Annotated in this window: 28 protein-coding genes; 3 read left to right on the forward strand and 25 right to left on the reverse strand. The window is 60.5% G+C overall.

Annotated elements, in window-relative coordinates:
• Nucleotides 1-10: 10 nt before the first annotated feature.
• The 13 genes from wbjC to AC1RAA_RS14900 form a co-directional block, all read right to left on the reverse strand.
• Nucleotides 11-1,138 (reverse strand): UDP-2-acetamido-2,6-beta-L-arabino-hexul-4-ose reductase, encoded by a 1,128-nt coding sequence (gene wbjC, locus AC1RAA_RS14840; protein WP_492728487.1) that lies wholly within the window; start codon nt 1,136-1,138, stop codon nt 11-13.
• Nucleotides 1,139-1,142: 4 nt separating this feature from the next.
• Complete coding sequence (locus tag AC1RAA_RS14845) at nt 1,143-2,186, reverse strand: polysaccharide biosynthesis protein (protein WP_492728485.1); 1,044 nt, start codon at nt 2,184-2,186, stop codon at nt 1,143-1,145.
• 2 nt (nt 2,187-2,188) lie between these two features.
• Nucleotides 2,189-3,280, reverse strand: a complete 1,092-nt coding sequence (locus AC1RAA_RS14850; RefSeq protein WP_492728483.1) for a glycosyltransferase family protein — start codon at nt 3,278-3,280, stop codon at nt 2,189-2,191.
• Nucleotides 3,281-3,287: 7 nt separating this feature from the next.
• Nucleotides 3,288-4,388 carry a non-hydrolyzing UDP-N-acetylglucosamine 2-epimerase gene (wecB, locus tag AC1RAA_RS14855; protein WP_492728482.1) on the reverse strand — a complete coding sequence of 367 codons (1,101 nt, stop codon included), beginning with the start codon at nt 4,386-4,388 and terminating at the stop codon, nt 3,288-3,290.
• A gap of 486 nt (nt 4,389-4,874) precedes the next feature.
• Complete coding sequence (locus tag AC1RAA_RS14860; RefSeq protein ID WP_492728481.1) at nt 4,875-5,339, reverse strand: hypothetical protein; 465 nt, start codon at nt 5,337-5,339, stop codon at nt 4,875-4,877.
• A 47-nt stretch (nt 5,340-5,386) separates the two neighbouring features.
• On the reverse strand, nt 5,387-6,811 hold the full coding sequence (locus tag AC1RAA_RS14865; RefSeq protein ID WP_492728480.1) for a lipopolysaccharide biosynthesis protein: 1,425 nt from the start codon (nt 6,809-6,811) through the stop codon (nt 5,387-5,389).
• 96 nt (nt 6,812-6,907) lie between these two features.
• Nucleotides 6,908-7,882, reverse strand: a complete 975-nt coding sequence (locus AC1RAA_RS14870) for a glycosyltransferase (protein ID WP_492728478.1) — start codon at nt 7,880-7,882, stop codon at nt 6,908-6,910.
• Nucleotides 7,863-9,071, reverse strand: a complete 1,209-nt coding sequence (locus tag AC1RAA_RS14875; RefSeq protein ID WP_492728476.1) for a glycosyltransferase — start codon at nt 9,069-9,071, stop codon at nt 7,863-7,865. The genes AC1RAA_RS14870 and AC1RAA_RS14875 overlap by 20 nt, the downstream gene beginning before the upstream one ends.
• 91 nt (nt 9,072-9,162) lie before the next feature.
• Nucleotides 9,163-10,278 (reverse strand): DegT/DnrJ/EryC1/StrS family aminotransferase, encoded by a 1,116-nt coding sequence (locus tag AC1RAA_RS14880; protein ID WP_492728474.1) that lies wholly within the window; start codon nt 10,276-10,278, stop codon nt 9,163-9,165.
• Entirely contained in the window at nt 10,275-10,865 is a 591-nt protein-coding gene (locus tag AC1RAA_RS14885; protein ID WP_492728472.1) for an acyltransferase, read from the reverse strand. Before AC1RAA_RS14885 ends, AC1RAA_RS14880 begins: the two co-directional genes overlap by 4 nt.
• Before the next feature lie 17 nt (nt 10,866-10,882).
• Nucleotides 10,883-11,830: a Gfo/Idh/MocA family protein gene (locus tag AC1RAA_RS14890; protein ID WP_492728470.1), complete on the reverse strand. Its 948-nt coding sequence runs from the start codon at nt 11,828-11,830 to the stop codon at nt 10,883-10,885.
• A gap of 24 nt (nt 11,831-11,854) precedes the next feature.
• Nucleotides 11,855-13,156 carry a Vi polysaccharide biosynthesis UDP-N-acetylglucosamine C-6 dehydrogenase TviB gene (tviB, locus tag AC1RAA_RS14895; protein ID WP_492728468.1) on the reverse strand — a complete coding sequence of 434 codons (1,302 nt, stop codon included), beginning with the start codon at nt 13,154-13,156 and terminating at the stop codon, nt 11,855-11,857.
• A 141-nt stretch (nt 13,157-13,297) separates the two neighbouring features.
• Nucleotides 13,298-14,371, reverse strand: coding sequence for a polysaccharide biosynthesis/export family protein (locus tag AC1RAA_RS14900; protein ID WP_492729810.1), 1,074 nt, complete (start codon nt 14,369-14,371; stop codon nt 13,298-13,300).
• Nucleotides 14,372-15,127: 756 nt separating this feature from the next.
• Between AC1RAA_RS14900 and mscL the strand changes: the two genes are divergently transcribed.
• Nucleotides 15,128-15,559, forward strand: a complete 432-nt coding sequence (mscL, locus tag AC1RAA_RS14905; protein WP_062473649.1) for a large conductance mechanosensitive channel protein MscL — start codon at nt 15,128-15,130, stop codon at nt 15,557-15,559.
• A 22-nt stretch (nt 15,560-15,581) separates the two neighbouring features.
• Here mscL and pdxA read toward each other — a convergent pair whose 3' ends face one another.
• From pdxA to AC1RAA_RS14920, 3 genes are read right to left on the reverse strand one after another with little or no spacing between them, the layout of a single operon-like run.
• The gene (gene pdxA, locus AC1RAA_RS14910) at nt 15,582-16,622 is read right to left on the reverse strand and encodes a 4-hydroxythreonine-4-phosphate dehydrogenase PdxA (RefSeq protein WP_492728466.1); all 1,041 of its coding nucleotides are present in this window, start codon (nt 16,620-16,622) and stop codon (nt 15,582-15,584) included.
• A complete protein-coding gene (locus AC1RAA_RS14915; RefSeq protein WP_062473645.1) occupies nt 16,619-17,392 on the reverse strand; it encodes a Nif3-like dinuclear metal center hexameric protein in 774 nt (257 codons plus the stop codon). The genes pdxA and AC1RAA_RS14915 overlap by 4 nt, the downstream gene beginning before the upstream one ends.
• On the reverse strand, nt 17,389-18,741 hold the full coding sequence (locus tag AC1RAA_RS14920; RefSeq protein ID WP_492728464.1) for an MFS transporter: 1,353 nt from the start codon (nt 18,739-18,741) through the stop codon (nt 17,389-17,391). The genes AC1RAA_RS14915 and AC1RAA_RS14920 overlap by 4 nt, the downstream gene beginning before the upstream one ends.
• Before the next feature lie 291 nt (nt 18,742-19,032).
• Here AC1RAA_RS14920 and AC1RAA_RS14925 point away from each other — a divergent pair, with 291 nt between their 5' ends.
• Nucleotides 19,033-20,193, forward strand: a complete 1,161-nt coding sequence (locus tag AC1RAA_RS14925; protein ID WP_062473641.1) for a S1C family serine protease — start codon at nt 19,033-19,035, stop codon at nt 20,191-20,193.
• Nucleotides 20,194-20,293: 100 nt separating this feature from the next.
• Here AC1RAA_RS14925 and tatC read toward each other — a convergent pair whose 3' ends face one another.
• From tatC to AC1RAA_RS14970, 9 genes are all read right to left on the reverse strand, one after another.
• Nucleotides 20,294-21,112, reverse strand: coding sequence for a twin-arginine translocase subunit TatC (gene tatC / locus AC1RAA_RS14930; RefSeq protein ID WP_492728462.1), 819 nt, complete (start codon nt 21,110-21,112; stop codon nt 20,294-20,296).
• Nucleotides 21,113-21,185: 73 nt separating this feature from the next.
• Nucleotides 21,186-21,647 carry a Sec-independent protein translocase protein TatB gene (tatB, locus tag AC1RAA_RS14935; protein ID WP_062471652.1) on the reverse strand — a complete coding sequence of 154 codons (462 nt, stop codon included), beginning with the start codon at nt 21,645-21,647 and terminating at the stop codon, nt 21,186-21,188.
• Nucleotides 21,648-21,666: 19 nt separating this feature from the next.
• A complete protein-coding gene (gene tatA, locus AC1RAA_RS14940) occupies nt 21,667-21,915 on the reverse strand; it encodes a Sec-independent protein translocase subunit TatA (RefSeq protein WP_070059921.1) in 249 nt (82 codons plus the stop codon).
• Between the two features lie 328 nt (nt 21,916-22,243).
• Nucleotides 22,244-22,603, reverse strand: a complete 360-nt coding sequence (locus tag AC1RAA_RS14945; protein ID WP_070059922.1) for a histidine triad nucleotide-binding protein — start codon at nt 22,601-22,603, stop codon at nt 22,244-22,246.
• Complete coding sequence (locus AC1RAA_RS14950; protein WP_056572726.1) at nt 22,593-22,982, reverse strand: DUF4870 family protein; 390 nt, start codon at nt 22,980-22,982, stop codon at nt 22,593-22,595. Before AC1RAA_RS14950 ends, AC1RAA_RS14945 begins: the two co-directional genes overlap by 11 nt.
• A 25-nt stretch (nt 22,983-23,007) precedes the next feature.
• On the reverse strand, nt 23,008-23,403 hold the full coding sequence (locus tag AC1RAA_RS14955) for a phosphoribosyl-ATP diphosphatase (protein WP_492728460.1): 396 nt from the start codon (nt 23,401-23,403) through the stop codon (nt 23,008-23,010).
• Entirely contained in the window at nt 23,400-23,789 is a 390-nt protein-coding gene (hisI, locus tag AC1RAA_RS14960; protein ID WP_056572729.1) for a phosphoribosyl-AMP cyclohydrolase, read from the reverse strand. Before hisI ends, AC1RAA_RS14955 begins: the two co-directional genes overlap by 4 nt.
• A 42-nt stretch (nt 23,790-23,831) precedes the next feature.
• Nucleotides 23,832-24,617, reverse strand: a complete 786-nt coding sequence (hisF, locus tag AC1RAA_RS14965; RefSeq protein WP_095743770.1) for an imidazole glycerol phosphate synthase subunit HisF — start codon at nt 24,615-24,617, stop codon at nt 23,832-23,834.
• Between the two features lie 22 nt (nt 24,618-24,639).
• Nucleotides 24,640-25,500: a D-hexose-6-phosphate mutarotase gene (locus AC1RAA_RS14970; protein WP_492740578.1), complete on the reverse strand. Its 861-nt coding sequence runs from the start codon at nt 25,498-25,500 to the stop codon at nt 24,640-24,642.
• Nucleotides 25,501-25,605: 105 nt separating this feature from the next.
• Here AC1RAA_RS14970 and AC1RAA_RS14975 point away from each other — a divergent pair, with 105 nt between their 5' ends.
• On the forward strand, nt 25,606-26,913 hold the full coding sequence (locus tag AC1RAA_RS14975) for a dicarboxylate/amino acid:cation symporter (protein ID WP_070059926.1): 1,308 nt from the start codon (nt 25,606-25,608) through the stop codon (nt 26,911-26,913).
• The last annotated feature ends 6 nt before the right edge of the window (nt 26,914-26,919 follow it).

A 26,919-nucleotide genomic window follows, 5' to 3' on the forward strand; every position in this document is an offset into this window, starting at 1 on the left:
AGCCGAGGGACTACAGCGGACAAGCGAAGGTGTCCGGCCGCGCGCGATCGAACACCTCGTTGGCCCAGAGCATCACGACCATTTCTTCGGTGCCGATGTTGGTGATGTCGTGCGTCCAGCCGGGCACGGTCTCGACGATTTCAGACTTTTCACCCGCGGTCACCAGCTCGTGGGTTTCGCCGGTGTGCATGTGCCGGAACTTGAAGCGCGCCTGCCCCTTGATGACGAGGAATTTCTCGGTCTTGCTGTGGTGGTAGTGGCCGCCGCGCGTGATGCCAGGGTGCGCGGTGAAAAACGAGAACTGCCCGGCATCCGGCGTCTTGAGCATCTCGACGAACACACCCCGCACGTCCCCGTGTTGCGGCACTGCGTAGGCAAACGACTCAGGCGGCAGATAGCTCACGTAAGTCGAATAGAGCGCGCGCACCAGGCCCGTTCCCACGCGTTCGATCATGAGCGTGTTGCGGCTGTCCTTAAACGACTGGATCTGCCGGGCCAGCTCGCCCACCGTGGTGGTGTATTGCGGCGCGACCGTCGCGAAACCGTCTGCGTCCACGGTGGCGTCGGCGCCATCCATGAGTTGGACGAAACGCTCGATGACATCATCTACATACACCAGCGTGACTGACGCAGCCGGGTCGTTGACCTGGATAGGCAGGTCGCGTGCAATGTTGTGGCAGAACGTGGCCACCGCCGAGTTGTAGTTGGGCTGGCACCACTTGCCGAACACATTGGGCAAACGAAAGACGTGCACCGGAATGCCGAGGCCGAGGGCTGCGGCTTGCAACGCTTCTTCCGCGCCGCGCTTGCTCTTGCCGTAGGGGTTGTCACGCCCGGCCTGGGTGGAAGACGTATAGACGATCGGCACCTTGTTGCCCGTCGCTTCCGCCACCGCGCTGACGGCGCGACAAAGAGCCTGCGTGAGCTCCGCGTTGCCGGTGGCAAATTCCTGCGGATCTTGCGGGCGATTAACGCCTGCCAGATGGAACACGAAGTCCACCCCCCCCAGCAGCGCCGGCAGTTGCTCCACACTGTCGTCGCGAGTGAAGCAGACCACTTGCACGTCCTTCCGCTCGGCAAGATGCAGCTGCAGGTTCTTGCCCACGAAACCACGGGCACCGGTAATCAACACCTTCATCGTCTTAATCCTGTATCTCGGCCGACTCACCCCGCGCAATGCGCTGCATGAAGTCGAGCTTGAGCAGCAGCTCCTTCATGCCCTCCACATCGAGACGGGTGGTGTTGTGCGAGTTGTAGTCTTCGCCGTGGGAGCTGTGGGTAATGCGCTTCTCACCTTGTTCCACGAACTTGGCGTAATTCAGGTCGCGGCCGTCCGGCGGCACGCGGTAGTAATCGCCCTGGTCTTCGGCACAGGCCATTTCTTCCCGACTCAGCAGCGCTTCATAGAGCTTCTCGCCATGGCGGGTGCCGATTTCGCGCACTTCGTGATCCGGCTTGCCCATCAGTTCCAGGATGGCTTGGGTCAGGACCTGCACCGTGGCGGCAGGCGCCTTTTGCACAAAGATGTCGCCGTTGTTGCCGTGCTCGAAGGCATGCAGCACCAGTTCCACAGCGTCCTCCAGGGTCATCATGAAGCGGGTCATGGACGGGTCGGTCACGGTAATGGGCTTGCCCGCCAGCACCTGCTCGACGAACAACGGGATGACCGAGCCGCGGGAGGCCATGACGTTGCCGTAGCGCGTGCCGCAGATGACGGTGTTGGTGCTCTCCAGATTCCGGCTGGCGGCGACCATCACCTTTTCCATCATGGCTTTGCTGATGCCCATGGCGTTGATGGGATAGACGGCCTTGTCGGTGCTCAGGCACACCACCCGCTTGACGCCCGCGGCAATCGCCGCTTCGAGCACATTTTCGGTGCCGAGCACGTTGGTGCGCACCGCCTGCATCGGGTGGAACTCGCAGGAAGGCACCTGCTTGAGGGCGGCTGCGTGGAAGACGTAGTCCACACCGCGCATGGCGGAACTTACGCTGCGCGAATCGCGAACGTCGCCGATATAGAACTTGAGTTTGGGATGGTTGTAGCGCTTGCGCATGTCATCCTGCTTTTTTTCGTCGCGGCTGAAGATGCGGATTTCGGCGATGTCGGTGTCTAGAAAACCCTTGAGGACGGCGTTTCCAAAAGAGCCCGAGCCCCCGGTGATCAATAAATTTCGGTCGTTGAACATATTTAAATCCTTGCCTCAATTCTGTTCACAATATTTTTCATAAACTCAAATCTGCTTTCAGGCTGGTTATTCGCCACAAGACTTTCTATCGATTCCTGCAAAACCGAAAAATTCTGATGGAAGTAATCCATCCCGGCCACAAAGCCATCCACATCATTTGCCTTGACGATGGCCGTGTGCTCGTAAAAAGAGGGCATGCCATGAGCAACAATCGGCAACCCGCGTGACATCAATTGGAGCGATTTGTTCGACATCGTGACTGCCTCGATATCGGCGACATTATTCCTGTAAGGAATGATCGCCGCGAAAAATTTTTCCAGCGGCAACTCTTCCAGCTTTGCCGAAGGGACGATTACCACGTTCGGAAGCAACTCGAATTGCGAGACCTGATCCTTGACGTTGGCCGCCTGCGGCCCCACAAGATAAAAAACTACATCTGGCCGCAGAGAGACAGACTGCCTCAGCAGGTCGAAATCGACCCGATTGTCGATATGGGCCCACAACAGCACCGAATTTCTTTCGGCATTGTGCACCGGCTCCTTGTATTCCACATCCGCCCAAGGAAAAAACAATTCCGGCGAGCACCATTCGGACGTCTGCTTCATTAGCGGATAAGACACGGTCAACACCACATCGCTCGCCAAGCACGTTTTCCCGAGGCTCCTCTTGGCATGGCGACCCGAAAAAAGCCTGGACTGCGCTACGAAGTCATCGTTGATGATCGTGATGATTTTATTCTCCGGAAAGATTTCCCGCAGAAAATAGTAGTCATAGTTAAAATTCAAAATAATCGAATTTTTCGTGGGAATCTTGCCCATCAAGGTTTGGATACTTTTTTTCTCGATCAACGCATTCAGCCATGCCAGCACCGGAACAACCCGCAGCTGATGGTGTATCAATTGGCGGGTCCTTCCGAGAACCAGATTATTTTCGACTTGCTCGATGTCGCTCTTAACTCGGCTCTGCCAAACAAATGCTGGCTTCTGGATGAAATATATTCTTCCTCCGAATCTCCGAATCAGGCCGGCCACCTGATGGCGAAGCCGTGGCGCTTCATGCCAATTGCTTTTGCTAAAAAAAATGTAGTCGTCCATTTCAATCCTAGACGCCGTCGCCTGCAATGGCTTCTGTGCCAACCTCGGCACTGAAGAAGCTACTCACAATTTTTTTCGCCGCCTTGCCGTCTCCATAAAACTGGCTCTGAGACGCGAATTCACGGTGAGACCGCAACGCCGCAGCAATTTTTTCAGAGTCGGAGCCGACCACATCATTCAACCCCGCTTGCACCAGCTCGACCCACTCCGTTTCCTCCCGAAGCGTCACGCAGTACTTTTGATTGAAATAGGCTTCCTTCTGCACGCCACCCGAATCCGTGGCTACGAGCCTGCAATTCGCCTCGAGCCAGATCATTTCCAAATAGCCCACGGGGTCAACCGCTTGTACGTTGCTTGGCAACATCAAGCCGATTTGCTTCAGCTTTCCCCGCGTCCGGGGATGAAGAGGCAATACGACCTGCGTTTCGGACTTACGCAATCCTTCAAGGATGCCTCGCATGCGGATTGGATCATCGGTGTTTTCGGCGCGATGCACCGTGCACAGCACAAAAGCACTAACTTTCAATCCTAGATCGTCGAACCAGATCGGCTTGCGCGCGCGACGCTTGTAAAAGGCAGCGGCATCGCACATGACATCGCCCACCATTTCAATCTTCTCGCGGGGGACGCCTTCGTTGCGAAGATTGTCAAATGCTAATTCTGTAGGCGCAAAAAGCTTGGTGGAAACATGGTCCGCCAGAATTCGGTTAATTTCTTCCGGCATGCGACGGTTGAATGATCGCAATCCCGCTTCGACATGCGCCACGGGAATGTGCAATTTGCTCGCGGCCAGCGCCCCGGCCAAGGTGCTGTCTGTATCGCCATACACCAACACCCAATCGGGCTGCTCGATCAACATCAATTCTTCGAGCTTTTCGAGCATGCGACCGGTGTTCTGTCCGTGAGTGCCTCCGCCTATTCCCAAATTATATGCGGGACGTGGAATTTCGAGCTCATCAAAAAATACATCCGACATATTGGCGTCGTAATGCTGGCCTGTATGGACGACCACTTCCTCAATATCGCCCCTAGTTTCTCTGATCGCACGAGAAACTACCGCAGCCTTGATGAATTGAGGGCGTGCACCAATCACAGTGAGTACTTTCATAAACACCAGTCCTAATCAAGAAAATAAATAATACCCAAACCGGCATCGCTTTTTTTGCGACTTTTTATCCGCATCAGATGCTCGCCAATGGTTGGATGATGCAATCATCGGCGACTACAATAATTCATATCAGCTTTTCATCAGCGCCGTCAGAAAACACACGCCCCAGCAACGAGCATTCAATGTGCTGCAATCGTCACCAATCCTGAGTTCAATCATCACGATCCACAATAAACTTCCGCTGCAGCAAGGGGCGAAAATCCGCTGCAACTAGGCCACGAGGAAAAACTTGCCGTCGCAAAAAAAGGCTTTCATGCTTCGGCGCTCAATTGAACGATCAAAACCTCAGCCACCAGCGCGGCCTGACACAGGCAATCCATAAATACGGGAATGCACCAGATCTTTTCGAACGCAAGCAATCAAAATAAAAGAAACAAAAACTGGCGTTAGCGAGGAAATCGCTCGAATTGAAATAGCCGCCAAAAATCAAAGAATAGGATTTGTATTCGCCAAATACCGGAGACAACCCAAAGCTGGTGAAATAGTAAGAAAGCTGGAGAAACGTCTGCGCGCACTCAATGGAAAATTATTGCAAATATAATTCTTTTCAAAAGTCTCCATGCCTCCCCATCTTTGCAATAATGAAGAAACAAAATCGCCACCAAAAAATCGAGCCAAGCCTGAAAACCACAGCGACCTGCTCGCTGTTACCCCGGCGAATGCAAGCAAGCCGTGCAAAATAAATATGGCCGCAAGCAAAAGCTGCAGCAATACACCATCTTTTCCAAAGCGAAATTCATTAAAGATAAAAAGAGAAGCCAGCACGCACAAGCCAATGCCCGCAGCCAGAATAGGCAGCCGTAATTCGCCCAACAAATATTGCAGCGGCCGCTTAAAAATAATTATCACAAAGCCCGTGAAAAACAAGCTTCTATTTTTGTCGCCCAGCATGATGAATTTTAATCAATCCCGTTGCGATTTATCATTGATCGAATAGCTCAAGATCGAGCCAATCCGTGCTTCTTGGCTCGAAATAAATCCCAAATGCTGACCAATTCCGGCTTAAACAGCCGAACTACAAAGGGTATGGCCAGCGCCCACAGAATGCTGAAACTAAACGGCAGGCCTGAGGCAAAAGCGCACGTCAGGATCGAGAACAAAACGGCCAGCCCTGTGAAAGCATAAATTCGAAGTCGTGGGAAATTTCTCCAAGCACGAGCAGATGCCTCCGTATTCATGATGAACATAACGTAAAAAGCAAAGGCATTAGCTATGGCAGCTCCTGGCGCGCCCCATTTCGGAATAAGCAAGAATCCCGCTCCAAGGTTTGCCATGAGTGCAGTGACCGTCGCGAGCACCGAGAGCATGTTTTTTCGCGCGATACCGATTCCAACGCTGGTTACTATGGACAGGGTGTAGAGCAGCGGCTGAATAATGCAGCAGACGATCAGGTATTTCACGCTTGCATAAATCGGAGGCAATAAGTAGTCCGCGATCCAGACAAACGCACCACAGAACACGAGTGCAATGCAAATGAGCGCTAGCACCTGTTGGCTGACCACGTCGACTCTCTTCATGTCAACCCCCTCTGCTTGCCACTTGAATGCCAGAGGGGTCCAGATGACGGAGAAGATCGATTGCACAAGAACCGCAACGCCGGCGAAGCTGACGGCAACAGAATAGATAGCCAATTGTCCGAGATCCGAAAATCCGCGCAGCATGAAAGTGCTTGCCGCATTTACGGCCCAATAGGCGACGCCGGAGACGATGAGTGGCAATCCAAATTTAAGGAGTTTCCTGACTTCAAGGCCGTTCAGCTTCGTCTGGAACGCCACGCGCAGCTGCGATCGCGTATTCCATATGTAGATAAGCAGCACGAAGGCCATCGAAAGGAAATAGGCCCAAAGCAGTTCAAGAAAATTCTTCGAAATCGGAAGCAAAGCCAAGAGGCCGAGCAATACTAAAAGAAATGCCCTGGGCATTGCTTGGCTCATCGAGTACGCCAACCCGCGCTCTTGCATCCGGAGAATCAGCGACAAGAATCTAGAACAATAGCCGACAATCGCAGCTGCGAATGTCAATAAGTAAAACCCAATGTGCTCCGAGTCATACAGATGGGAGGTTATCTGCCGCTCGAAAACCAAGCCCAACGGAAGCGCGACAAGCAGCAAAAAAAATCCGGGAATTGCGCAATTCTTAAATAAAGAATTCTTCTCGTCATTTTCGTGGTATTCACGAATAAACGCTTGATCAAGCCCCAACGAGCAAAAAAGCAAAAGAAATGAAACCGTGACCTGAAAGATGTTCAGGCGGCCGACATCCTCAGGCGAAAAGACCCAAGCGACGATTGGAACAGTCAATAGACTGAAAAATGCAACAGCAAAAGGCCCGACTGCAAACCCGATGGCGTTCTTTACTTTCATACTAGTGAATACTTGGCCATGCTACAGCGGCGATTTACTTTCCGCGACGTGAACTCAGCAATCTCTGCACAAATAAATAGCGACATTTCCCCTCATTTAGCGGGCACGCATTTTCGCGAGCAAGGAATAGACAAAAAAAGCCGAGCCAATCGATGCTGATCTGAAAAAATAAAACGGCCAGCGAAGGGCACTTTGGATGCCGTCATTCGGCAAACATTTCAGGGAAATCTTGAACGCGTGAAAGGCAACGGGAAGTAAAGCTTTTCGCAGGAACTTTTCAACCAAAATTGCATAGGACAAGCTTTTTGTTTTTCCAGTCGCGGCGATCACTTCCTCACTCGTCAATTCGTCCAAGCACTTTTTTCTGAACGCTACGTTTTCCTTGAAAACCATCTCTTTCATGCGGACGCCAACTTGGCTACCGTGAACTCTGCCGATGACCAGCGGTTTCGGCGAATGAACAAATGTGTAGCTCTCGGAAAACTTGAACCAGAGGTCATAATCTTGGGTGGCGCGCAATTTTTCGCTAAAAAATCCGTGCTCCAAAAATGCACTACGAGGAATAAGAAGAGAACAACCGTGAATCCTGTTGTCTGTGGCGACCTGATATCGAAAACAATGCGGCGCCGTCTTGTCGAGTCGTGTTTCTTTCAACTCTTGTCGGTCAACAAAAAAGGTCTGATAGTTGCTATAAGCAATCACACGCTCCGAGCTGGGCAGGCCTGACAGCAAATCAATCTGGCTCTTTACTTTATCTACAGCGTACAAGTCGTCATGACTGAGCCAGGAAAAATAGTCGCCAGTCATTTTTTCGATGCCTAGATTCAGCGCCGTGGACACGCCGCCATTGGGCTTTGAATAATAGGTTACTTTGTCAGCAAATTCCCTAGCAATCGCCTCTGTTTGACCGGCATCGTTCGAACCATCGTTGACTACAATTATTTCTATATTCTCATAATCTTGCGCTAGTGCGGATTCGATGGCATCACGCAAGAAGTTGGCGCCATTGAATACGGGTATGATGATCGAAACTTTGGGAAGTGGCTTCATTTCAAGCAACTGATAATTCATTCAAAGATCGCGACGAGTTCGGATTTTTTGAGATTACCGAGGTATAGGTTTTAATTAAATATTCTGCAATCACAGGCTCGCTATAACGCTCAATGCATCTCGCCCGTATCTCATGCGGATTGAATATCGAATATTCGGTATTGAGCCGCACCATGGCTCGCCCCAATTCATCCACGTCATCCACATCGACTAGGATTCCATCTCCTTCCTCCACGATGGATTGAGGTCCTCCACATCGCGTCGCGATGACGGGTTTTCCCAAGGCGAGCGCTTCAACCAGAACAACCCCAAACGTCTCGTAGTCACTGGACAAGATAAATGCATCGGCCGTGCTCATCGCCTCGAGCACTTGGGAGCGCGACAGCATCCCGGGAAATTTCACGCGAGCAGCTACACCCAGGTTTTCCGCTAGCGCCTTCAGCGCGTTCATTTCGTTTCCGTGCCCACCAATCACCAAGCTGACATGGACGCTCTCCAAAAAGTATTTCGCAAAAGCCTTGATGATATTTTTTTGGTTCTTGTTTTTACTCATCAACGCGATGTTGAGAAATACAAAACCTTGGGAATCCTTTATTTTTCTTATGGGTGCGTCAACGAATTTTTGACTCACGATATTTGGAACGACGCCCCAAGGCGCATTTCCCCTAGGAAGCCTTTTATCCAAATTGGTTGAAAAGCTCTTCGACACCGAAAAGGCCTGTGCCGCTCCATGCTGGATTTTTTCAGCGATCCGAAGGCTTGAATTATTCACTCCCCCGCGCGCGAAGGCCGAGCTGTGCTCGGTGACAACATATGGAATTCCGTAGCGCGACTTGACTCTGAGGGCAACAACGCCTGCGTACAGCATGGAATGCACATGCACAATTTCGGGCAATCCATGCGTCCTTATATATTTTTCAAAAAGTTGGATCCCGAAATATTCCCATAACTTCTTTATTCCAGCAGGGAAACGGGGAAACCAATTTTTCCCATAGGATCGATAGGTCAAAACGCCTTCGTCAATTTCAAATTCCGGGGTGCCGTGCTTCTCTTTAGCAAACATCCCATTCCGAAGAGAACTGAAATGAGGATAAATGACGCCGACTTGGCAGCCTTGTTTATGAAGTGCCTGCGCCTGCTCACGAAAAAAGCTCCCGCCGACATCGCTGCGAGAGACTGGATACCAGGACGGAATGAACAATATATGCACGGTCGCTCTTACTTCTAAACCACAGCGTCGAGGCTGCAAGAATTCATTTGATTGGCAGTTTTCAAGACTCGGAAACTCGTCGTTCCAGCAATCAATTCTTTGCGGAAAAGATCGAAGTCTTTAGCGCGGCAAAGATTTCTTTTTGAATCGATCCGTCCAGATATGCGTGCATTGGAAAACTCAGCACCTCTTGGGCCACGGAATCACCGACGGCGAGTTTGACCCCCTCATCCGCCACCGCCGGCTGCTGGTTCAACGGAATCGGGTAATGCACAACCGTCGGCACCCCGGCCTCTTTCATCCGCGCCTGAACACCTTCCCGGTCAGCGATGCGCACCGTGTATTGCGCCCAAGCACTCTGGTTGTGCGGCTCGACATAAGGCGCCACAGTGGCGGCAGCAGCGCCCCCACCCTCCCCCAGCAATCGCCCGTATTCCGCAGCCACCCGCTGCCGGCTGGCGATCTCGTCATCGAAGATCTCCAGCTTCGCCAGCAGCACCGCCGCCTGCAAGGTATCCAACCGGCTGTTCACTCCCACCCGAATGTGGTGGTACCGCCGGTCCTGCCCATGCCGCGCGATCTGCCGCATCACCTTCGCCAATTCGTCGTCATTGGTGAAGATCGCCCCACCATCCCCATAGCACCCCAGCGGCTTGCTCGGAAAGAAGCTCGCACACGCAATCGTGCTGAGATTGCAACTCTTGCGTCCCTTGTAGGTAGCGCCAAAACTCTGCGCCGCATCTTCGATCACGGGAATCCCATGCCGAGCGGCAATGGCATTGATCGCGTCGAAATCCGCACACTGCCCATACAAGCTCACCGGAACAATAGCCTTGGTCCGCGGCGTGATCGCAGCCTCCAGCAGCGCCGGGTCTAGGTTGTAGGTGCGCGCATCGATGTCCACGTACACCGGCTTGGCGCCCAGCAGCGCCACCGTCTCGGCAGTGGCGATGTACGTAAAACCCGGTGTGATGACTTCATCGCCCGGCCCGATGCCAAGCGCCATCTGAGCGATCTGCAAAGCATCCGTGCCATTAGCCACGGTGATGCAATGTTTGGCGCCGGTATAGGTCGCCAGCTTCTCTTCCAACTCGGCCACTTCAGGCCCAAGGATGTATTGACCATGCGCCAACACACGCTGAATCGCCGCGTCGATCTGGTCCTTGATGCGGGCTTGCTGGGTCTTGAGGTCGATGAATTCAATCATGGCGTCTTGGCATCCAACTTGGTCACGGCATTGCCGTCGAGTACGTAGCGCGCGCCGGTGTGCGCGCAAATGGCTTCGGCTGCGCCTTGCAGCGGTAACGCGAGTTGCTCGCCGAATTCGCTCATCCAGCCGATCTGTCTGGCGGGCACGCCGACCATGAGCGCATAGGCCGGCACGTCCTTGTTGATCACGGCACCGGCGCCGATAAAGGCGTATTCGCCCACGGTGTTGCCGCACACGATGGTGCAGTTAGCGCCCAGCGTCGCGCCGCGCTTCACTAGGGTGCGGCGGTATTCGTCCTTGCGCGTGACGGCGGAGCGCGGGTTGTAGACATTGGTGAAGACCATGCTCGGTCCGCAGAACACATCGTCTTCCAGAGTGACTGCGTCATAGACGCTGACGTTGTTCTGGATCTTGACGTTGTGACCGATGGTCACGTCGTTGCCGACGTAGACGTTCTGGCCCAGCGAGCAGCCTTCGCCGATGGATGCCTGCCCGCTGACATGCACCCAGTGCCAGATGCGCGTGCCGTCGCCGATGCGGGCACCCTCATCGACGATCGCGGTGGGGTGGGCTTTGTATGCCATGCCGGTCTCGCGGGGCGTCAGGCCAGCTGCCGCACGAACGGATGCACTTCGCCCTGTTCGCCCTGAACGGGCGTGGCGCTGCGGATCACGTTGACGGTTTCGATGCAGTGGCGCGCATCCTCGAGGCCATAACCGCGACCGGCCAGAATTTCTTTGTAGCTCACCGTGTGCAGGTCGGTGAAGCCTTCGGAGAACTCAAGTTTCTCGCCGCTGACGTCGATGCTGCGGAAGGTGGTCTTCTTGCCCTTCACGTCGGCCGGCAGGTCGTTGGCGTCGATGGACAGGAACCAGCGAACGCGCGCACGTTCGTATTCGAGATAGCCCGCCGCCTTGGCCGTGCCGCTGTAGTGCACCACGTTGCGCTGCAGCTTGCCGAAGATGAAGTGCAGCATGTCGTAGAAGTGCACGCCGATGTTGGTCGCCACTCCGAAGGACTTGCGGTTGTCGCCCTTCCAGCTTTCCATGTACCACTTGCCGCGCGAGGTGATATAGGTCAGCTCGACGTCGAACTTGGTGTCCGCGGGTGCCGCTGCCACCTTGTCGCGCAGCTTCAGGATGGCTTCGTGGTGGCGCAGCTGCAGGATGTTGAAGACGCGCTTGCCCGTTTCCTTTTCAACGCGTTGCAGTTCGTCGACGAGGTCCGGCGTGGGCACCAGGGGCTTCTCGCAGATCACGTCGCAACCCAGGCGCAGGCCCGCCGCAATGTGCGGATGGTGCAGGTAGTTGGGGCTGCAGATCGACACATAGTCCAGTGCGGTCGCGGGGTTGCGCTTGAGCTGCTGCGCGTGTTCGTAGAAGCGCTCGAACTCGGTGAAGAACTCGCTTTGCGGCGAGATGCTGTCGATGATGCCGACCGAATCGTTGATGTCGTAGGCCACCGCCAGATGGTTGTCCGTGTCCTTGATGGCACGCATGTGGCGCGGAGCGATGTAACCGGCAGCGCCGATGAGGGCAAAGTTTTTCATGTCGAGAAAGAAACGGGGATTGGCTTACAGGCGGAACACGGAGAAGCCGCTGTCGCGGGCTTCCTTGGTGCTGAACAGGCTCTTGACGTCGACCAGCACGGGCTGTTCGCCTCGGCACAGGGTGCGCAGTTCGGTCATGGTTGCGCGGCGGTATTCGTTGTGGCCTACGGCAACGACGAGCGCATCGACCGGGTGGTCCGCATCGACCTGGCCGAGTTGAAGGCCGTACTCACGGGCCACCTCTTCGGCGTCCGCCCATGGGTCCACTATTTCTACGGAGGCACCCCATGCCTCGAACTCGCGAACCATGTCGACGATCTTGCTGTTGCGGATGTCCGGGCAGTTTTCCTTGAAGGTGATGCCCAACACACCGATGCGGCAACGTGGCACGTCCATGCCGTTCTTCAGCATCAGCTTGATGGTGTTGCGGGCCACGTAGCGCGCCATGTTGTCGTTGATGCGGCGCCCGGCCAATATGACCTGCGGGTGGTAGCCGACCTGCTCCGCCTTGTGCGTGAGGTAGTACGGGTCCACGCCAATGCAGTGGCCTCCCACTAAGCCCGGCCGGAACGGCAGGAAATTCCATTTGCTGCCAGCGGCCTCGAGCACGTCTAGCGTGTCGATGCCCAGGCGCTCAAAGATCACCGACAGCTCATTGACCAGCGCGATGTTCAGGTCGCGCTGTGTGTTCTCGATCACCTTGGCGGCCTCGGCCACTTTGATGCTAGCGGCCTTGTGTGTGCCTGCCGCGATGATCTCGTTGTAGAGCGCATCCACCACATCGGCCACCTCGGGCGTGCTGCCACTCGTGATTTTCTTGATCTTTGTGAGCGTGTTGACCTTGTCGCCGGGGTTGATCCGCTCTGGGCTGTAGCCGCAGAAGAAATCGACATTGAATTTTTTGCCGCTGAATTTTTCCAGCACCGGCACACACACTTCTTCTGTCGCACCGGGATAGACCGTTGATTCGAAGATGACGATCGCCCCCTTCGACATGACCTTGCCGACGGTTTCGCTGGCCTTGACCAGCGGCGTCAGATCGGGACGGTTCGCATTGTCGATCGGCGTAGGCACGGTCACGACAAAAACAGCACAGTCACGCAAATCATCAGCATGCGACGTGAATGCCAGCTGCGTCGCGGCCTTCAACTCTTCGCTGGTGGTTTCGAGCGTGTGATCGTGTCCACCCTGCAGCTCCGTGATGCGTTTGGCATTGATATCGAAGCCGACCACCCGACGCTTCTTGCCAAATTCCACAGCGAGGGGAAGGCCCACGTAGCCGAGGCCGATGATCGCGATAGGTTGAGTTGATTGAATGACTTGCATATTGAAAGCACTGGAGACGAAAAATTGGCGACAGACTCGATCAAGAGTCATGCCGCCACACCGCATTCGCGGCTGCTGACTTCAAGAGCAGTCAGACCCGTGACGCAAACCTCAAAAAACTCGGCCCGGGTCCAGACTCAATTAGCGATGTCTGACGTAAACCTCGCTGGCGTTGTTGACCACCTGTGCCGACGGCAGGATCAGACTGACCACACGGTTCCACTTGACCAGCGGCACCGGGTCTACATACACGACGTCCTGTGACTGCAGTCGGAACTGGCTCGCCAGCGCCATCGTCGCTGGATTCTTGGCGTTCAGATGGAAGATAGCCGGCGCACCGGTCGCGCCTTGGCGAATCACGTAGATCTGGCCGGCATTGGAGGTGGTCGTCATCGGACCACCAGCCTCGCCCAGGGCCTCGCTCAAGCTCAAGCGGCCGTTGCTGCGCATGGACAAGGCAACAGGCGCCATGATTTCGCCCATCACAAAGACCTTGGAATCCTCCCGATGCGCCACGCGGACGGTGTCACCGTTCTTCAGTGGGATGTTGTTCCCGTCGTAGCCAGCCTCACGCAGCCGTGTCATATCGATCGGGACGGAACGGCCATCGCGAATGAGCGTGACCGCCGAGCGATTGGCATTGGCCGTCATGCCTCCGGCGCGGTTGATCGCTTCGTTCAGCGTCATGGGCACGTCAGTGAAGATCTGCGACCCCGGGGTGCGCACTTCGCCTTCCACATAAGCGCGGCGGCTTCGGAAGGACTGGATACGCACCGTCACCTGCGGGTCGCGAACATGCGGCCGCAGCAGCTTGCCGATCAAGTCAGAAGCGTCACCTTCGCTCAGCCCGGCCACGCGCACACGACCGATGTAGGGAAAAGCAATCTCACCATCCGCATCGACGATGAAGCCTGGCGCCACCTGCACGCCAGTCGGGTCAGCCGATTGTGAAATCACAGCACCCGCATTGGGCAGCAACTCGGGGTGGTCGTACACGATCACGCCCACGACATCGCCCGACCCGATGGTGTAGCGCGCCCCTTTACCAAACAGCGCCTGCACCTCAGGCGGCACCCCCTTCGGCGACACCTCCGCCAGCGTGCGCACCAGCGCCAGCGAGATCGGGGTGATTTCGCCTTCAGGCGCTTCATCGGGAAGGTAGCGGAACTGCGACGGCAACTCGCCGCCTGCTTCGTAAGGCTCCACCGAACCCATGCCGGGCACCACGGCGCAGCCTTGGAGCAACACCGCGCCAGCAAGCGCTACCCACGCGAGGGCTTTCGCATCTCTTCTCAATTCAGGTCCCTTGAAAGTCAGTCAGTCAGTCGTATCAACAACGAAGCGGCGAAAGAACGGCAATTCCCGCAGGCATGCGAGGCTCGCACATCCGCTCTTTTGTATCGCGCTTCTTTTTCAAACACTTGTGATCGCCGCCACTACGCGGCACCATTTATGTAAAAATTTGAACAGCTATAGTCGCGCTGAAACTGGCAAATTCAGGCAACAAAGGTGCAGAATTCATCGCGGGGTCACGCAAGAATCTGGCGCACCCAGGGTGAATGCGCTCTGACAGACAGAAGTCTTGAAGGTCGATTTCGCGCGGCCGCTCCCCACTGCTCCCCTCTCATCGTACCAGTGCAGTGCACTGTCAATGGGGCTTTGCCTGCGTTCCAGGATGCTTCCGGAATGCCCGCACTGCGCCGTTTTGCCTTCTTTTCGAGAGCAAAACACGGCGTATCCAGCTGGTTCTACCCATCCCGCGAAATTGGAAACAAGACGTTCCAAAGCGTAGTCGGCAAGGTTTAGCTACGGAGACTGGGTACCCTCCGTCCGTTCCAAGCAGGAGCCGCCAGCGGTCATTCCTGAGTTGCGGTCCCGCATCACCCGAGGCGCCGCCCGTCTTGGCCCCCCGCTTCCACAGGCATACTGGCACCCCTTTCAACAGCAGGTCTTCAGCACCCTTTCTGAATCATGAGCATCCTCAGTGAATTCAAGGAGTTTGCCGTCAAGGGCAACGTCATCGACCTCGCCGTCGGCGTGATCATCGGGGCGGCGTTCGGCAAGATCGTCGACTCGCTCGTGGCCGACATCATCATGCCGCTCGTGGGCATGGTGTTCGGGAAGCTCGACTTCTCGAACCTCTACGTGATCCTGGGCACGGTGCCGCCGGGCGTGACGAACACGCTGGCGGAGTTGAAGAAGGCCGGCGTGCCGGTGCTGGCGTATGGCAACTTCATCACGATTGCTGTCAATTTCGTGATCCTCGCCTTCATCATCTTCATCATGGTCAAGCAGATCAACAAGCTGCGCAAGACCGAAGAGGCCGCGCCCGCAGCGCCGGCCGCCACGCCGGAAGACATCACGCTGCTGCGCGAGATCCGCGACAGCCTGAAGCGTCCCTGAGCTTTTCTTACTGGCCGCGCGTTCAGGCGCCGGCCAGCGTTCGCGCCATGCGCAGCGCCTCGACGAGGCTCGAGGCATCGGCCACGCCCTGGCCCGCGATGTCGAACGCCGTGCCGTGATCCGGGCTGGTGCGCACCAGCGGCAGCCCGAGCGTCACGTTCACGCCCTTCTCCACCCCGAGGTACTTGACCGGGATCAGGCCCTGGTCGTGGTACATCGCGATCACCACGTCGAACTCGCCGCTGGACGGCACGCCGGCCTTGGCGCGCGCGCGCATGAAGACGGTGTCGGGCGCATGGGGCCCCTGGGCATCGATGCCCTCGGCGCGCGCGGCCTCGATGGCCGGCGCGATGACGGTGCGCTCTTCCGAACCGAACAGGCCGGCCTCGCCCGCGTGCGGGTTGAGCCCGGCCACGCCGATGCGCGGCGGCCGGCCGAGTGCGTGGGTCAAGGCGCGATGGGTGATGCGCAGCGTGTCCAGCACGCCGTCGAAACGCACGGCCTCGATGGCGTCGCGCAGCGACATGTGGATGCTCACGAGCACGGTGCGCAGCTCGTCGTTGGCCAGCATCATGCGCACGGGCACGTCGGCCACGGTGCGGCCCAGGTGGGCGGCGGCCTCGGCCTGCAGCAGCTCGGTATGGCCGGGGTACGGAAAGCCGGCCGCGGCCAGCGCTTCCTTGTGCAGCGGTGCGGTGACAAGGGCCGAGATCTCGCCGCGCAACGCGGCCCGCGCGGCCCACACCACGCAGTCGCCGGCGGCGCGGCCGGCCTCTGCGCTGATCTGCCCCTGCACGATGCTGTTCGGCGGCACGATCACCTGGAGCACCGGGATGCACCCCGGCGGCACGGCAACCACTTCAGCGACGCTGCCGATCTCCACGACAGGCCACGCCAGCCGCCCCGGCGCCGCGAGCGCCTGCGAGGCTTGTCGCAGCGTGCCGACGTCACCGGCCACGAACGCACCGCGCACGGCGTCGGGCGCGTCGCGGAAGGCCTTGGCAATGATCTCGGGGCCGATGCCGGCCGGGTCGCCGAGCGTGATCGCGATCGGTGCCTTCATGCGGGGTTGTCGATGTCGATGAACTCGTGCTTCAGCCCGAGCTGCGCCGCCACATGGGCCGCCACGGCCTGCGCGCCGTAGCGCTCGGTGGCGTGGTGGCCGCAGGCCAGGAAGGCCACGCCCAGCTCGCGGGCGTAGTGCGCCTGCGGCTCGGAAATCTCGCCGGTGATGAAGGCGTCGGCGCCGGCCGCAATGGCGGCCTCGAAGTAGCCCTGGGCACCGCCCGTGCACCACGCGATGTTCTTGATCGGGCGGTGGGCCGTATCGACCAGCGTGACGGGGCGCTTCAGCACCTTCTCGACATGGGTCGCCAGGGCCTTGGCGCTGGCGAAGTTCTCACCGTTCTCGCGTGCGCCCAGGAAGCCCAGCTCCTGTTCGCCGAAGCGCCCGGCCGACCCCGGATGGGCCACGAGCCCCAGCTGCAGGCCGAGTTGCGCGTTGTTGCCCAGTTCGGGGTGCGCGTCGAGCGGCAGGTGGTAGGCGAAGAGGTTGACGTCGTCACCCAGCAGCAGGCCCAGGCGCTGCTTCATCCAGCCGGTGACGCAGCCGTCCTGGCCGCGCCAGAACAGGCCGTGGTGGACGAAGATGGCATCGGCCTCGGCGTGGATCGCGGCCTCGATCAGCGCGCGGCTGGCGGTCACGCCCGAGACGATCTTGCGGACCACGGTGCGCCCTTCGACCTGCAGGCCGTTGGGTCCGTAATCCTTGAAGCGCCCGGGGGCCAGCAGCAGGTCGAATGCGTGAAGCAGTTCGTGGCGTGTGGTGCTCATCGCGACATTGTCGCGCTCCCTGCGGCCGGCGCGCCATCGCGCATCGGGTGGCCGCGTGCGGCCAGGGGCCACAGGGCCAGCAGGAAGCCCAGCGCCGCCAGCGCGGCGACGTAGTGCGCCGGCGCCATGGTGTCGTGCTGCAGCCAGAGCGTGAGGATCACCGGCGTCAGGCCGCCGAAGACGGCATATGACATGTTGTAGGCGAACGAAAGCCCCGTGAAGCGCACCGGCGCCGGAAATGCCCGCACGCCCGCGATCGGCACGGTGGCGATGGTGCCCACGAAGAGCCCCACCAGCCCGTAGTGCCAGAACAGCGTGGCCGGCGTGCCGGGCAGCCCGGTGTAGAACAGGTAGGCGGTGGCAAAGAGGCCACCCCAGCCGATGAGCATCACGGCGCGCGTGCCGATGCGGTCGCTGGCCCAGCCGACGATCACGCAGCCGATGGTCAGGGTCAGCGTGGCGAGCGCGTTGGCTTCGAGCGCCAGCGCCGCCGGGATGTGGTGCACCTTCTGCAAGTAGGTGGGCGTGTACAGCACCACCACGACGATCGCGGCCGACAGCACCCAGGTCTGCAGCCCCACGTACACGCTCGCCAGGCGGTGCTCGCGCAGCACGGTGCGCAGCGGCAGCTCGCGGGCGACCGTCTTGCGGCCGGCCAGCTCCTTGAAGACCGGCGTCTCGTGCAGGAAGCGGCGCAGGTAGACCGAGAACAGCCCGAACACACCGCCCAGGATGAAGGGAATGCGCCAGGCGAAGTCGTTCACCTGCTCCGGCGAGTAATGGCGGTTGATGGCCACGGCCACCAGCGAGCCCAGCAGGATGCCGCCGGTGATGCCCGAGGTCAGCGTGCCGATGCCGAAGCCGTAGCGCTTCGCCGGCACGTGCTCGCCCACGAACACCCATGCGCCGGGCATTTCGCCGCCGATGGCCGCGCCCTGCAGCACGCGCATCGCCAGCAGCAGCAGGGGCGCCGCGACGCCCATGCTGGCGTAGGTGGGCAAGAGGCCGATCACCAGCGTGGGCGCCGCCATCAGGAAGATCGACAGCGTGAACATGCGCTTGCGCCCCAGCAGGTCGCCGAAGTGCGCGATGACGATGCCGCCCACGGGCCGCGCGAGGTAGCCCGCGGCGAAGATGCCGAAGGTCTGCAGCTGGCGCAGCCAGTCGGGCATGTCGGCGGGAAAGAACAGCGCGCCCAGCACGGTCGCGAAGAAGACGTAGATGACGAAATCGTAGAACTCGAGCGTGCCGCCGAGTGCGGACAGGGCCAGGGTCTTGTAGTCGCGCGCATCGAGCGTGCGCGCCGGAGCGGGCGTGGCGCCGTCCGTGTAGGTAGCTTCTGAGGTCATGGCAGCAGGGGTATCGTGGCCGCTCGCCTGCCTTGAACCGGATAGGGGCAGAGCGTGGCACGCCGACGAAGGGATCGCCTGGCCGCGTCCGCCGGGTGGGCGGCGCGGAAGGCCTGAGGGGGCGATCCGGGTCGGATCGCCTGCCGATACTAAGGGTTAGCCCGTATTCACGCCCCGCAGGCCGCGCAATCTCGACCCTGCCGCGCGGTCTATGGCGCCAGGCCGGTTGAGGGACAATTGCAACCGGCGCCGTCTTTCAGCGCTTTTCCAACGCTCTTTCTTCAAGCTTTCATGAAACGCACCTGGCTGCTCTTTGCCCAAGCCGTGACCGTCCTGCTGGCGGCCTACTTCGTCGTCGCGACGCTCAAGCCCGAGTGGATCCACAAGCGCTCGACCTCGCTGGGCGGCGTGGTGTCCATCGTGGAAGCGCCCAGCGGCGCGCCGGCCGTGCCCGCCGCGGGCAGCCTGAGCGCGGCGGCCAAGAAGGCCTCGCCGGCGGTCGTGAGCATCAACACCAGCAAGGCCGCGCAGCGCCACCCGCGCAGCAACGACCCCTGGTTCCGCTTCTTCTTCGGCGACCAGGCGGACCAGCCCCAGGTGGGCCTGGGCAGCGGCGTGATCGTGAGCACCGACGGCTACATCCTCACCAACAACCACGTGGTCGAGGGCGCCGACGAAATCGAGGTCACCCTGAACGACAGCCGCCACGCGCGCGGCAAGGTGATCGGCACCGACCCCGACACCGACCTGGCCGTGCTCAAGATCGAGCTCGACAAGCTGCCGGTGATCGTGCTGGGCAACTCCGACGAGCTGCTGGTGGGCGACCAGGTGCTGGCCATCGGCAACCCCTTCGGCGTGGGCCAGACCGTGACCAGCGGCATCGTCTCGGCGCTGGGGCGCAACCAGCTGGGCATCAACCAGTTCGAGAACTTCATCCAGACCGACGCGGCCATCAACCCCGGCAACTCGGGCGGCGCGCTGATCGACGTCAACGGCAACCTGCAGGGCATCAACACCGCCATCTACTCGCGCTCGGGTGGGAGCATGGGCATCGGCTTCGCCATTCCGGTGTCGATGGCCAAGATCGTGCTCGAGGGCATCGTGAAGGAAGGTCAGGTGCGCCGCGGCTGGATCGGCGTCGAGCCGAGCGACCTGTCGCCCGAACTGGCCGAGACCTTCGGCGTGAAGGCCGACGCCGGCGTGATCATCACCGGCGTGCTGCAGAACGGCCCCGCCGCCAAGGCCGGCATCCGCCCGGGCGACGTGATCACCTCGGTGGGCGAGAAGAAGACCGACAGCGTGCAGGCCCTGCTGACCGCCGTGGCCGGCCTCAAGCCGGGCGACACGGCACGCTTCGCGCTGCAGCGCGGCACCGACAAGATGGAACTGGACGTGACGCCGGGGCTGCGGCCGAAGAGCCCGATCCGGCAGCAGTTGCCGAACAACGAATAGGCAAAAAACGACAGCGGCTCCGGCCGCAGATCGGACAGCAACAAAAAAGCGGCCCTCGGGCCGCTTTTGTTTTGGGGCAGGAGCCGATCGATCCGGCGGATCAGGAACTGCCGGAAGACCCCGAACCCGCGCCCTCTTCTTCACCCTCGGGCGCCTTGCCCGTTCCTGCGAAGTAGCGCGCCCCGATGATCCCCACCTCGTACAGCAGGCACATCGGCACCGCCAGCGCGAGCTGCGAGACCACGTCGGGTGGCGTGAGCACCGCGGCCACCACGAAGGCGATCACGATGAAGTAGCCGCGGAACGAGCGCAGCTTCTCGATGGTGACCATCTCGAAGCGCACCAGCAGCATCACCACGATCGGCACCTGGAAGGCCACGCCGAAGGCGATGTACAGCGACAGGATGGCCTCGACGTACGACGAGATGTCGGGCGTGGCCGCCACCGCCGCGGGCGTGAACTTCTGGATGAAGCCGAACATCTTGTCCAGCACGAACAGCTGCACGAAGGCGATGCCGCCGTAGGCCAGCGCGCTGCCGAAAAAGATCAGCGGCAGCGCAAAGCGCTTTTCGTGGCTGTACAGGCCCGGCGCAACGAACATCCAGGCCTGGTACATGAGCCAGGGCAGCGCCAGCAGCACGGCCGCCATCATCAGCACCTTGAGCGGCACGAAGAACGGCGAGAACACGCCGATGGCGATCAGCTTGGCATCGGGCGGCATGTGCGCGCGGATCGGCATGGCGATGATGTCCATGAGCCCGCCCGGGCCGGGCCAGATCGCCAGCAGCACGCCCGCGACCACCAGGCCATAGACGCAGTACAGCAGCCGGTCCCGAAGCTCGACCAGGTGCTGCACGAACGGCTGCTCGGTGCCCGCCAGCTCGTCTTCTTCTTTGTTCTTGTTGTCGGAATCGGCCATGGGAGAGGAGAAAGCGTGGGAGAAGACACAGGCGCACGGGGCGCCCGGGAACGCCGCGGGGCGTGCGCGTGCGTCAGTTGATCTTGTGGGGGCGGAAGCGGGCGACCCGCGCCGCGCCCGACAGCGCCTTGGTGCGCACGCCGTTGCGCGCCTTGTACCAGTTCGGCGTGGCGCCCTGCTTCAGGCGCCAGTTCTTGCGGGGGTGCCTGTATTCGGGCACCGCCTGCTCGGGCTCGGCCAGTGCCGACAGGGTGTCGCCGGACGCGCCGGAAAACTGCTTCTCGAACTCGCTGGCGCCGGTGTGGATGCTGTGCTCCACGTCGCGCGCCGCGTCCTCGACCGTGGTCTTCATCTTGCGAAGCTCGTCGAGCTCCATCGAACGGTTGACTTCGGCCTTGACGTCGTTCACGTAGCGCTGCGCCTTGCCGAGCAGGGCGCCCACCGTGCGTGCAACGCGCGGCAGCTTCTCCGGCCCGATCACGATCAGCGCCACGACGCCGATGAGCGCCAGCTTCTCAATGCCGAGGTCGATCACGGATGTGTGCCTGCGGTGCTCAGGACTTCTGGCGCGCTTCGACGTCGATCGTCGACTTGTCGCTGTTGGCCGGCTGGCCGGTCACTTGCTGCGTGGGGGCCGGTGCAGCGGAGGCGTCAGGGGAGGCCGAGCCGTCCTTCATGCCGTCCTTGAAGCCCTTGACGGCGCCACCGAGATCCGAACCCATGTTCCGCAGCTTCTTGGTGCCGAAGATCATGACCACGACGAGCAGCACGATCAGCCAGTGCCAGATGGAAAAAGAACCCATGGAGAACTCCTAAGAATGTGTCCGATTTTAGTCGGGGGGAATGTGACAGTTTGGCTTAATTGGGGCCTGCCCACGCCATGCAAGGGGTCGCGTTGCTTCGCAAAGGGGCTGGCTGCAAGGCGCCCGCGCGCAGCAAGGCTCGTGCCTTGCAAGTGCGGGCAACGCCGCAGACGGCCCCTTTGCGAAGCAACCCGGAGGGAAGCTCGCCACAGCCCGCCCCTCGGCGTTGCGCTCCTTGTGCGTGCGGACGCACGCACGGCGTCACGCGCCTTGATGGGCGGGCTGTGGCGAGCTTCGCGACCCCTTGCATGGCGTGGGCAGGCCCTACTCAGCCGCGAAGCCAGGGGCGGGGGCCGCCCATGACGTGCACATGGAGATGGTGAACCTCCTGCCCGCCCTCGGCGCCGGTGTTCACGACGACCCGGTAGCCGCCGTCCGGATAGGGCCGGCAGCCCTGCTCCAGCGCCAGCTGGGGGGCCAGCGTCATGATCTTGCCCATGAGCGCCGAATCCTCGGGCGTGAGCTGCGCCATCGAGGCGATGTGTTTCTTCGGCACCAGCATGAAATGCACCGGCGCCCAGGGCGAGATGTCATGGAAACCGAACAGGTCGTCGTCTTCGTAGACCTTGCGCGAGGGGATCTTGCCTTCGATGATTTTGCAGAAGACGCAGTTCGGATCAGATGACATCTTTGGGTTCCATGGGACGGCCGTCGTTCATCCGGATCATGCCCTTCACGATCCGGTAGAGGAACCACAGCGAAATCAGGCTCCAGGCGATCCAGCCCGGCACGAACAACAGCAGCCAGAGCCACGAGGTGACGATGTACAGCAGGCCGGCCCACAGCACCGAGCGGATGCGCCAGCTGAAGTGCGAGGCCTGCCAGGTGCCGGCTGCGTCGTCGCGCTTCACGAAATCGATCAGCAGGGCGATGAGCAGCAGCAGCACGGAGGCCTGCGCGCCCGGCACGACCGCGCCGATGGCCACGATCAGGTGCAGCACGTAGCTGACCCAGCCCCAGGTCTTGAGGGAGTCGTCGGGTTCCACGTTCACGATGTCATTGGCCATGGTCGATGCCCTTTCAATCGATCATTCAGTCGTTGGAAGCTTCGCGGGCCTGCACCTTGCGCAGGGCTTTTTCCTCGATGCCGCTGGTGCCTTCGCGGCGCTCGAGCTCCGCGACCACGTCGGCCGGCGAGAAACCGTAGTGGGCCAGCGCCACCATGGTGTGGAACCACAGGTCGGCCACTTCGTTCACTATTTTCGAGCGGTCGCCGCCGTGGTCGGCGTCCTTGGCGGCCATCACGACCTCGGTGGCTTCCTCGCCGATCTTCTTGAGGAAGGCGTCCGGGCCCTTGTGCAGCAGCCGCGCGACGTAGCTCTTCTCGGGGTCGCCGCCGTTCGCGGGCAGGCGGCTCTCGAGCACCGCGGCCAGGCGAGCGAGTGCGTCGGAGGTGTTGTTGTGGGCGTCGTTCACTGTGGCGCTCATTTGTAGATCGACTCCGGGTCTTTCAAGACCGGCTCGACCACAGTCCACTGGCCCTTCTCGTACTTGCTGAAGAAGCAGCTGTGGCGGCCGGTGTGGCAGGCGATGCCGGGCTCGTGGCCCAGCTGCGTCACCTTGAGCAGCACGACGTCGTTGTCGCAGTCGAGACGGATCTCGTGCACGGTCTGCACGTGGCCCGACTCCTCGCCCTTGAACCACAGCTTGTTGCGCGAGCGGCTGAAATACACCGCGCGGCCCAACTCGGCGGTCTTTTCGAGCGCCTCGCGGTTCATCCACGCAAACATGAGCACGTCGTTCGTGCCTTGTTCCTGGGCGATCACGGGCACCAACCCGTTCGCGTCCCACTTCACTTCATCGAGCCAATTCATGGGGATATTGTCGAGGATAGGAAAAGACCCTTCCGGTCCCGCTCAGGCGTCGATGCGCACGGGAATCCCGCGCTCGGCCATGCGCGCCTTGGCCTCGCCCACGGTGTGCTCGCCGTAGTGGAAGATGCTCGCGGCCAGCACCGCGTCGGCGCCGCCCTTCTGGATGCCGTCGGCCAGGTCGTCGAGGCTGCCGACGCCGCCCGAGGCGATGACGGGCACATTGACCGCGTCGCTCACGGCGCGCGTCAGGGCCAGGTCGAAGCCGCTCTTGGTGCCGTCGCGGTCCATGCTGGTGAGCAGGATCTCGCCCGCGCCGCGGCGCGCCATCTCGGTCGCCCACTGCACCACGTCCAGGCCGGTGTTCTTGCGCCCGCCGTGGCTGTAGACGTCCCAGCCCGCGCCGCGCGTGGCGGCGTCTTCGGGGCTGCGGCGCTTGGCGTCGATGGCGACCACGATGCACTGCGAGCCGTACTTCTGGGCCGCGTCGCTGATCACCTGCGGATCGGCGATGGCGGCCGAGTTGAAGCTGGTCTTGTCGGCGCCCGCATTGAGCAGCCGGCGCACGTCGGCCACCGTGCGCACGCCGCCGCCCACGGTCAGCGGAATGAAGACCTGCGAGGCCACCGCCTCGATGATCGGCAGGATCAGGTCGCGGCCGTCGCTGGTGGCCGTAATGTCCAAAAAGGTCAGCTCGTCAGCGCCCTGCGCGTTGTAGCGCGCGGCGATCTCGACCGGGTCGCCGGCATCGCGCAGCTCGAGGAAGTTGACGCCCTTGACGACGCGGCCGCCGGTGACGTCGAGGCAGGGAATGATGCGTTTGGCAAGCATGGGGTGGTGAACCAGGGAGAAATCAGAGAACGCAAAGCTGTTGCCAGCCCTGCCATTGGGCGCCGGGCGCCAGCACGACGGGTTCGTCGATGCGGGCCGCCTCGACGCACAGCATGTGGCGAAAGCCCTCTGCGGGCATGTCCGCGAGTGTCGCACCGAGCGCGGCACCGGGGTTCCAGACCACGGTTTCGGTGCAGGTTTCGCTCTGGGTGATTTCGAGCGTGCCGCCGGGCTGCACCAGCCGCAGCGGCTGCGCCGGGGCGGTGTAGACGCTGTCGAACTCGGCGTCGAACTGCAGCGCGGCGGCCGATTCGGTCTGGCGCACGTCGCGCACCGCGTCCCAGCGGGCGGCGCCCTGCAGGCCTTCGAGGCGCACCGCGGCGATGTCGTCCACGCGCAGGTAGGTGTGCAGCGCGGCCGAAAACGGCCAGGGTGCGTCGCCGGTGTTGGTCAGGGTGAGCGCGGTGCGCAACCGGCCGGCGGCGAGCGTGGCGTCCATCCGCGCCTCGAAGGCATGCGGCCAGAGCCGGCGGGTGGCGTCGTTGTCGCGCAGCACCAGCCGGAGCGTGTCGGGCGCGCCCGATTCCTCGCGAATCCAAGGCAGATTGCGCATGAAGCCATGCTTGGGGAGCATGCCGCGCTGGTTGAACTGGGGGCAGCACAGGGGAATGCCGCCGCGGATGGCAGTTTGGCCGTCAAAAACGGCCTTCGGACTCAGATACAGTCGCTCCCCACCGCGGGCCGGGGCCCAGGAAAGCACCTGGGCGCCATGCAGCGCCACCGTCAGCGTGCTGCCATCGGCCGCCACGGCGTGCAACGCCGGCTGGCCTCGAAACTCGATCGAGCGGATATCCATGTGAGGAATTGTAGGCAGCCGCCGCATCCTGACAGCGGGCCATTGCGTGCATCCGCCTTTCTTGGATACCCTGTGCCGGGTCGGTCCCGTGCACTCGAAAAGAACCACTCTCACACGACAAAGGGGATACGCATGAAGAAAAAGCTGCCCATGGCCGCCTGGATCCTGATCGCCATGGTGCTCGGCATCATCGTCGGTTACATGATCTTCACAAGCTTTCCCGACAAGAAGGCCGCCAAGGAGATCGCGGACTACGTCTCCATCGTCTCCGACGTCTTCCTGCGCCTGATCAAGATGCTGATCGGCCCGCTGGTGTTCTCCACGCTGGTGGTGGGCATCGCGCACATGGGCGACGCCAAGTCGGTGGGCCGCGTGTTCGGCAAGGCCATCGGCTGGTTCCTCACGGCCTCGCTGATCTCGCTGGTGATCGGCCTGGTCATGGCCAACCTGCTCAAGCCCGGCGAGAACCTGGGCCTGCCGCTGCCCGACATCGGCGCCTCGGCCAACCTGGCGACCAACAAGTTCACCTTCAAGGACTTCGTGAGCCACACGGTGCCCAAGTCGTTCGTGGAGGCGATGGCCAACAACGAGATCCTGCAGATCGTGGTGTTCTCGATGTTCTTCGGCGTGGCGCTGGCCTCGCTCGGCGACAAGGCCAAGACGCTGGTGGCCGCCATCGAGGAGCTGTCGCACGCCATGCTCAAGATCACGGGCTACGTCATGAAGCTCGCGCCGCTGGCGGTGCTGGCGGCCATGGCCGCCACCGTGGCCGTGAACGGGCTGGGCATTCTCGTCAAGTTCGCCGTGTTCATGCGCGACTTCTACCTGGGCCTGTTCGTGCTGTGGGGCGTGCTGATCATGGCCGGCCTGCTGTTCCTGGGGCCGCGCGTGTTCAAGCTGCTGGTGCTCATCAAGGAGGCGTTCCTGCTGTCGTTCGCCACCGCGAGCTCCGAGGCCGCGTACCCGAAGATCCTGCAGGCGCTCGACCGTTTCGGCGTGAAGCGCAAGATCTCCAGCTTCGTGATGCCGATGGGCTACTCGTTCAACCTCGACGGTTCGATGATGTACTGCACCTTCGCCGTGCTGTTCATCGCGCAGGCCTACGACATCCACATGCCGATCAGCACGCAGATCACCATGCTGCTGATCCTGATGCTCACCTCCAAGGGCATGGCCGGCGTGCCGCGCGCCTCGCTGGTGGTGATCGCCGCCACGCTGAACCACTTCGACATTCCCGAGGCCGGCCTGCTGCTGATTCTGGGCGTGGACACCTTCCTGGACATGGGCCGCTCGGCCACCAACGCGGTGGGCAACTCCATCGCCACGGCCGTGGTCGCCAAGTGGGAAGGCGAGCTGCTGTCCGAGAGCGATGCCGAGGCCAACGCCAAGGTGCTCGACGAGGAAGCCGCCGCCACCCTCGCCCACCCGGCGCACGCGTGAGGCGCC

The sequence above is a fragment of the Variovorax sp. GW823-FHT04F07 genome (assembly GCF_058795995.1).

Bases quoted from the DNA above. Each gene is read 5' to 3' on its own strand.
- wbjC (WP_492728487.1), bottom strand. From the start codon at position 1,138: ATGAAGGTGTTGATTACCGGTGCCCGTGGTTTCGTGGGCAAGAACCTG.
- AC1RAA_RS14845 (WP_492728485.1), bottom strand. From the start codon at position 2,186: ATGTTCAACGACCGAAATTTATTGATCACCGGGGGCTCGGGCTCTTTT.
- AC1RAA_RS14850 (WP_492728483.1), bottom strand. From the start codon at position 3,280: ATGGACGACTACATTTTTTTTAGCAAAAGCAATTGGCATGAAGCGCCA.
- wecB (WP_492728482.1), bottom strand. From the start codon at position 4,388: ATGAAAGTACTCACTGTGATTGGTGCACGCCCTCAATTCATCAAGGCT.
- AC1RAA_RS14860 (WP_492728481.1), bottom strand. From the start codon at position 5,339: ATGCTGGGCGACAAAAATAGAAGCTTGTTTTTCACGGGCTTTGTGATA.
- AC1RAA_RS14865 (WP_492728480.1), bottom strand. From the start codon at position 6,811: ATGAAAGTAAAGAACGCCATCGGGTTTGCAGTCGGGCCTTTTGCTGTT.
- AC1RAA_RS14870 (WP_492728478.1), bottom strand. From the start codon at position 7,882: ATGAATTATCAGTTGCTTGAAATGAAGCCACTTCCCAAAGTTTCGATC.
- AC1RAA_RS14880 (WP_492728474.1), bottom strand. From the start codon at position 10,278: ATGATTGAATTCATCGACCTCAAGACCCAGCAAGCCCGCATCAAGGAC.
- AC1RAA_RS14885 (WP_492728472.1), bottom strand. From the start codon at position 10,865: ATGGCATACAAAGCCCACCCCACCGCGATCGTCGATGAGGGTGCCCGC.
- AC1RAA_RS14890 (WP_492728470.1), bottom strand. From the start codon at position 11,830: ATGAAAAACTTTGCCCTCATCGGCGCTGCCGGTTACATCGCTCCGCGC.
- tviB (WP_492728468.1), bottom strand. From the start codon at position 13,156: ATGCAAGTCATTCAATCAACTCAACCTATCGCGATCATCGGCCTCGGC.
- AC1RAA_RS14900 (WP_492729810.1), bottom strand. From the start codon at position 14,371: ATGGGTTCGGTGGAGCCTTACGAAGCAGGCGGCGAGTTGCCGTCGCAG.
- mscL (WP_062473649.1), top strand. From the start codon at position 15,128: ATGAGCATCCTCAGTGAATTCAAGGAGTTTGCCGTCAAGGGCAACGTC.
- pdxA (WP_492728466.1), bottom strand. From the start codon at position 16,622: ATGAAGGCACCGATCGCGATCACGCTCGGCGACCCGGCCGGCATCGGC.
- AC1RAA_RS14915 (WP_062473645.1), bottom strand. From the start codon at position 17,392: ATGAGCACCACACGCCACGAACTGCTTCACGCATTCGACCTGCTGCTG.
- AC1RAA_RS14920 (WP_492728464.1), bottom strand. From the start codon at position 18,741: ATGACCTCAGAAGCTACCTACACGGACGGCGCCACGCCCGCTCCGGCG.
- AC1RAA_RS14925 (WP_062473641.1), top strand. From the start codon at position 19,033: ATGAAACGCACCTGGCTGCTCTTTGCCCAAGCCGTGACCGTCCTGCTG.
- tatC (WP_492728462.1), bottom strand. From the start codon at position 21,112: ATGGCCGATTCCGACAACAAGAACAAAGAAGAAGACGAGCTGGCGGGC.
- tatA (WP_070059921.1), bottom strand. From the start codon at position 21,915: ATGGGTTCTTTTTCCATCTGGCACTGGCTGATCGTGCTGCTCGTCGTG.
- AC1RAA_RS14945 (WP_070059922.1), bottom strand. From the start codon at position 22,603: ATGTCATCTGATCCGAACTGCGTCTTCTGCAAAATCATCGAAGGCAAG.
- AC1RAA_RS14950 (WP_056572726.1), bottom strand. From the start codon at position 22,982: ATGGCCAATGACATCGTGAACGTGGAACCCGACGACTCCCTCAAGACC.
- AC1RAA_RS14955 (WP_492728460.1), bottom strand. From the start codon at position 23,403: ATGAGCGCCACAGTGAACGACGCCCACAACAACACCTCCGACGCACTC.
- hisI (WP_056572729.1), bottom strand. From the start codon at position 23,789: ATGAATTGGCTCGATGAAGTGAAGTGGGACGCGAACGGGTTGGTGCCC.
- hisF (WP_095743770.1), bottom strand. From the start codon at position 24,617: ATGCTTGCCAAACGCATCATTCCCTGCCTCGACGTCACCGGCGGCCGC.
- AC1RAA_RS14970 (WP_492740578.1), bottom strand. From the start codon at position 25,500: ATGCGGCGGCTGCCTACAATTCCTCACATGGATATCCGCTCGATCGAG.
- AC1RAA_RS14975 (WP_070059926.1), top strand. From the start codon at position 25,606: ATGAAGAAAAAGCTGCCCATGGCCGCCTGGATCCTGATCGCCATGGTG.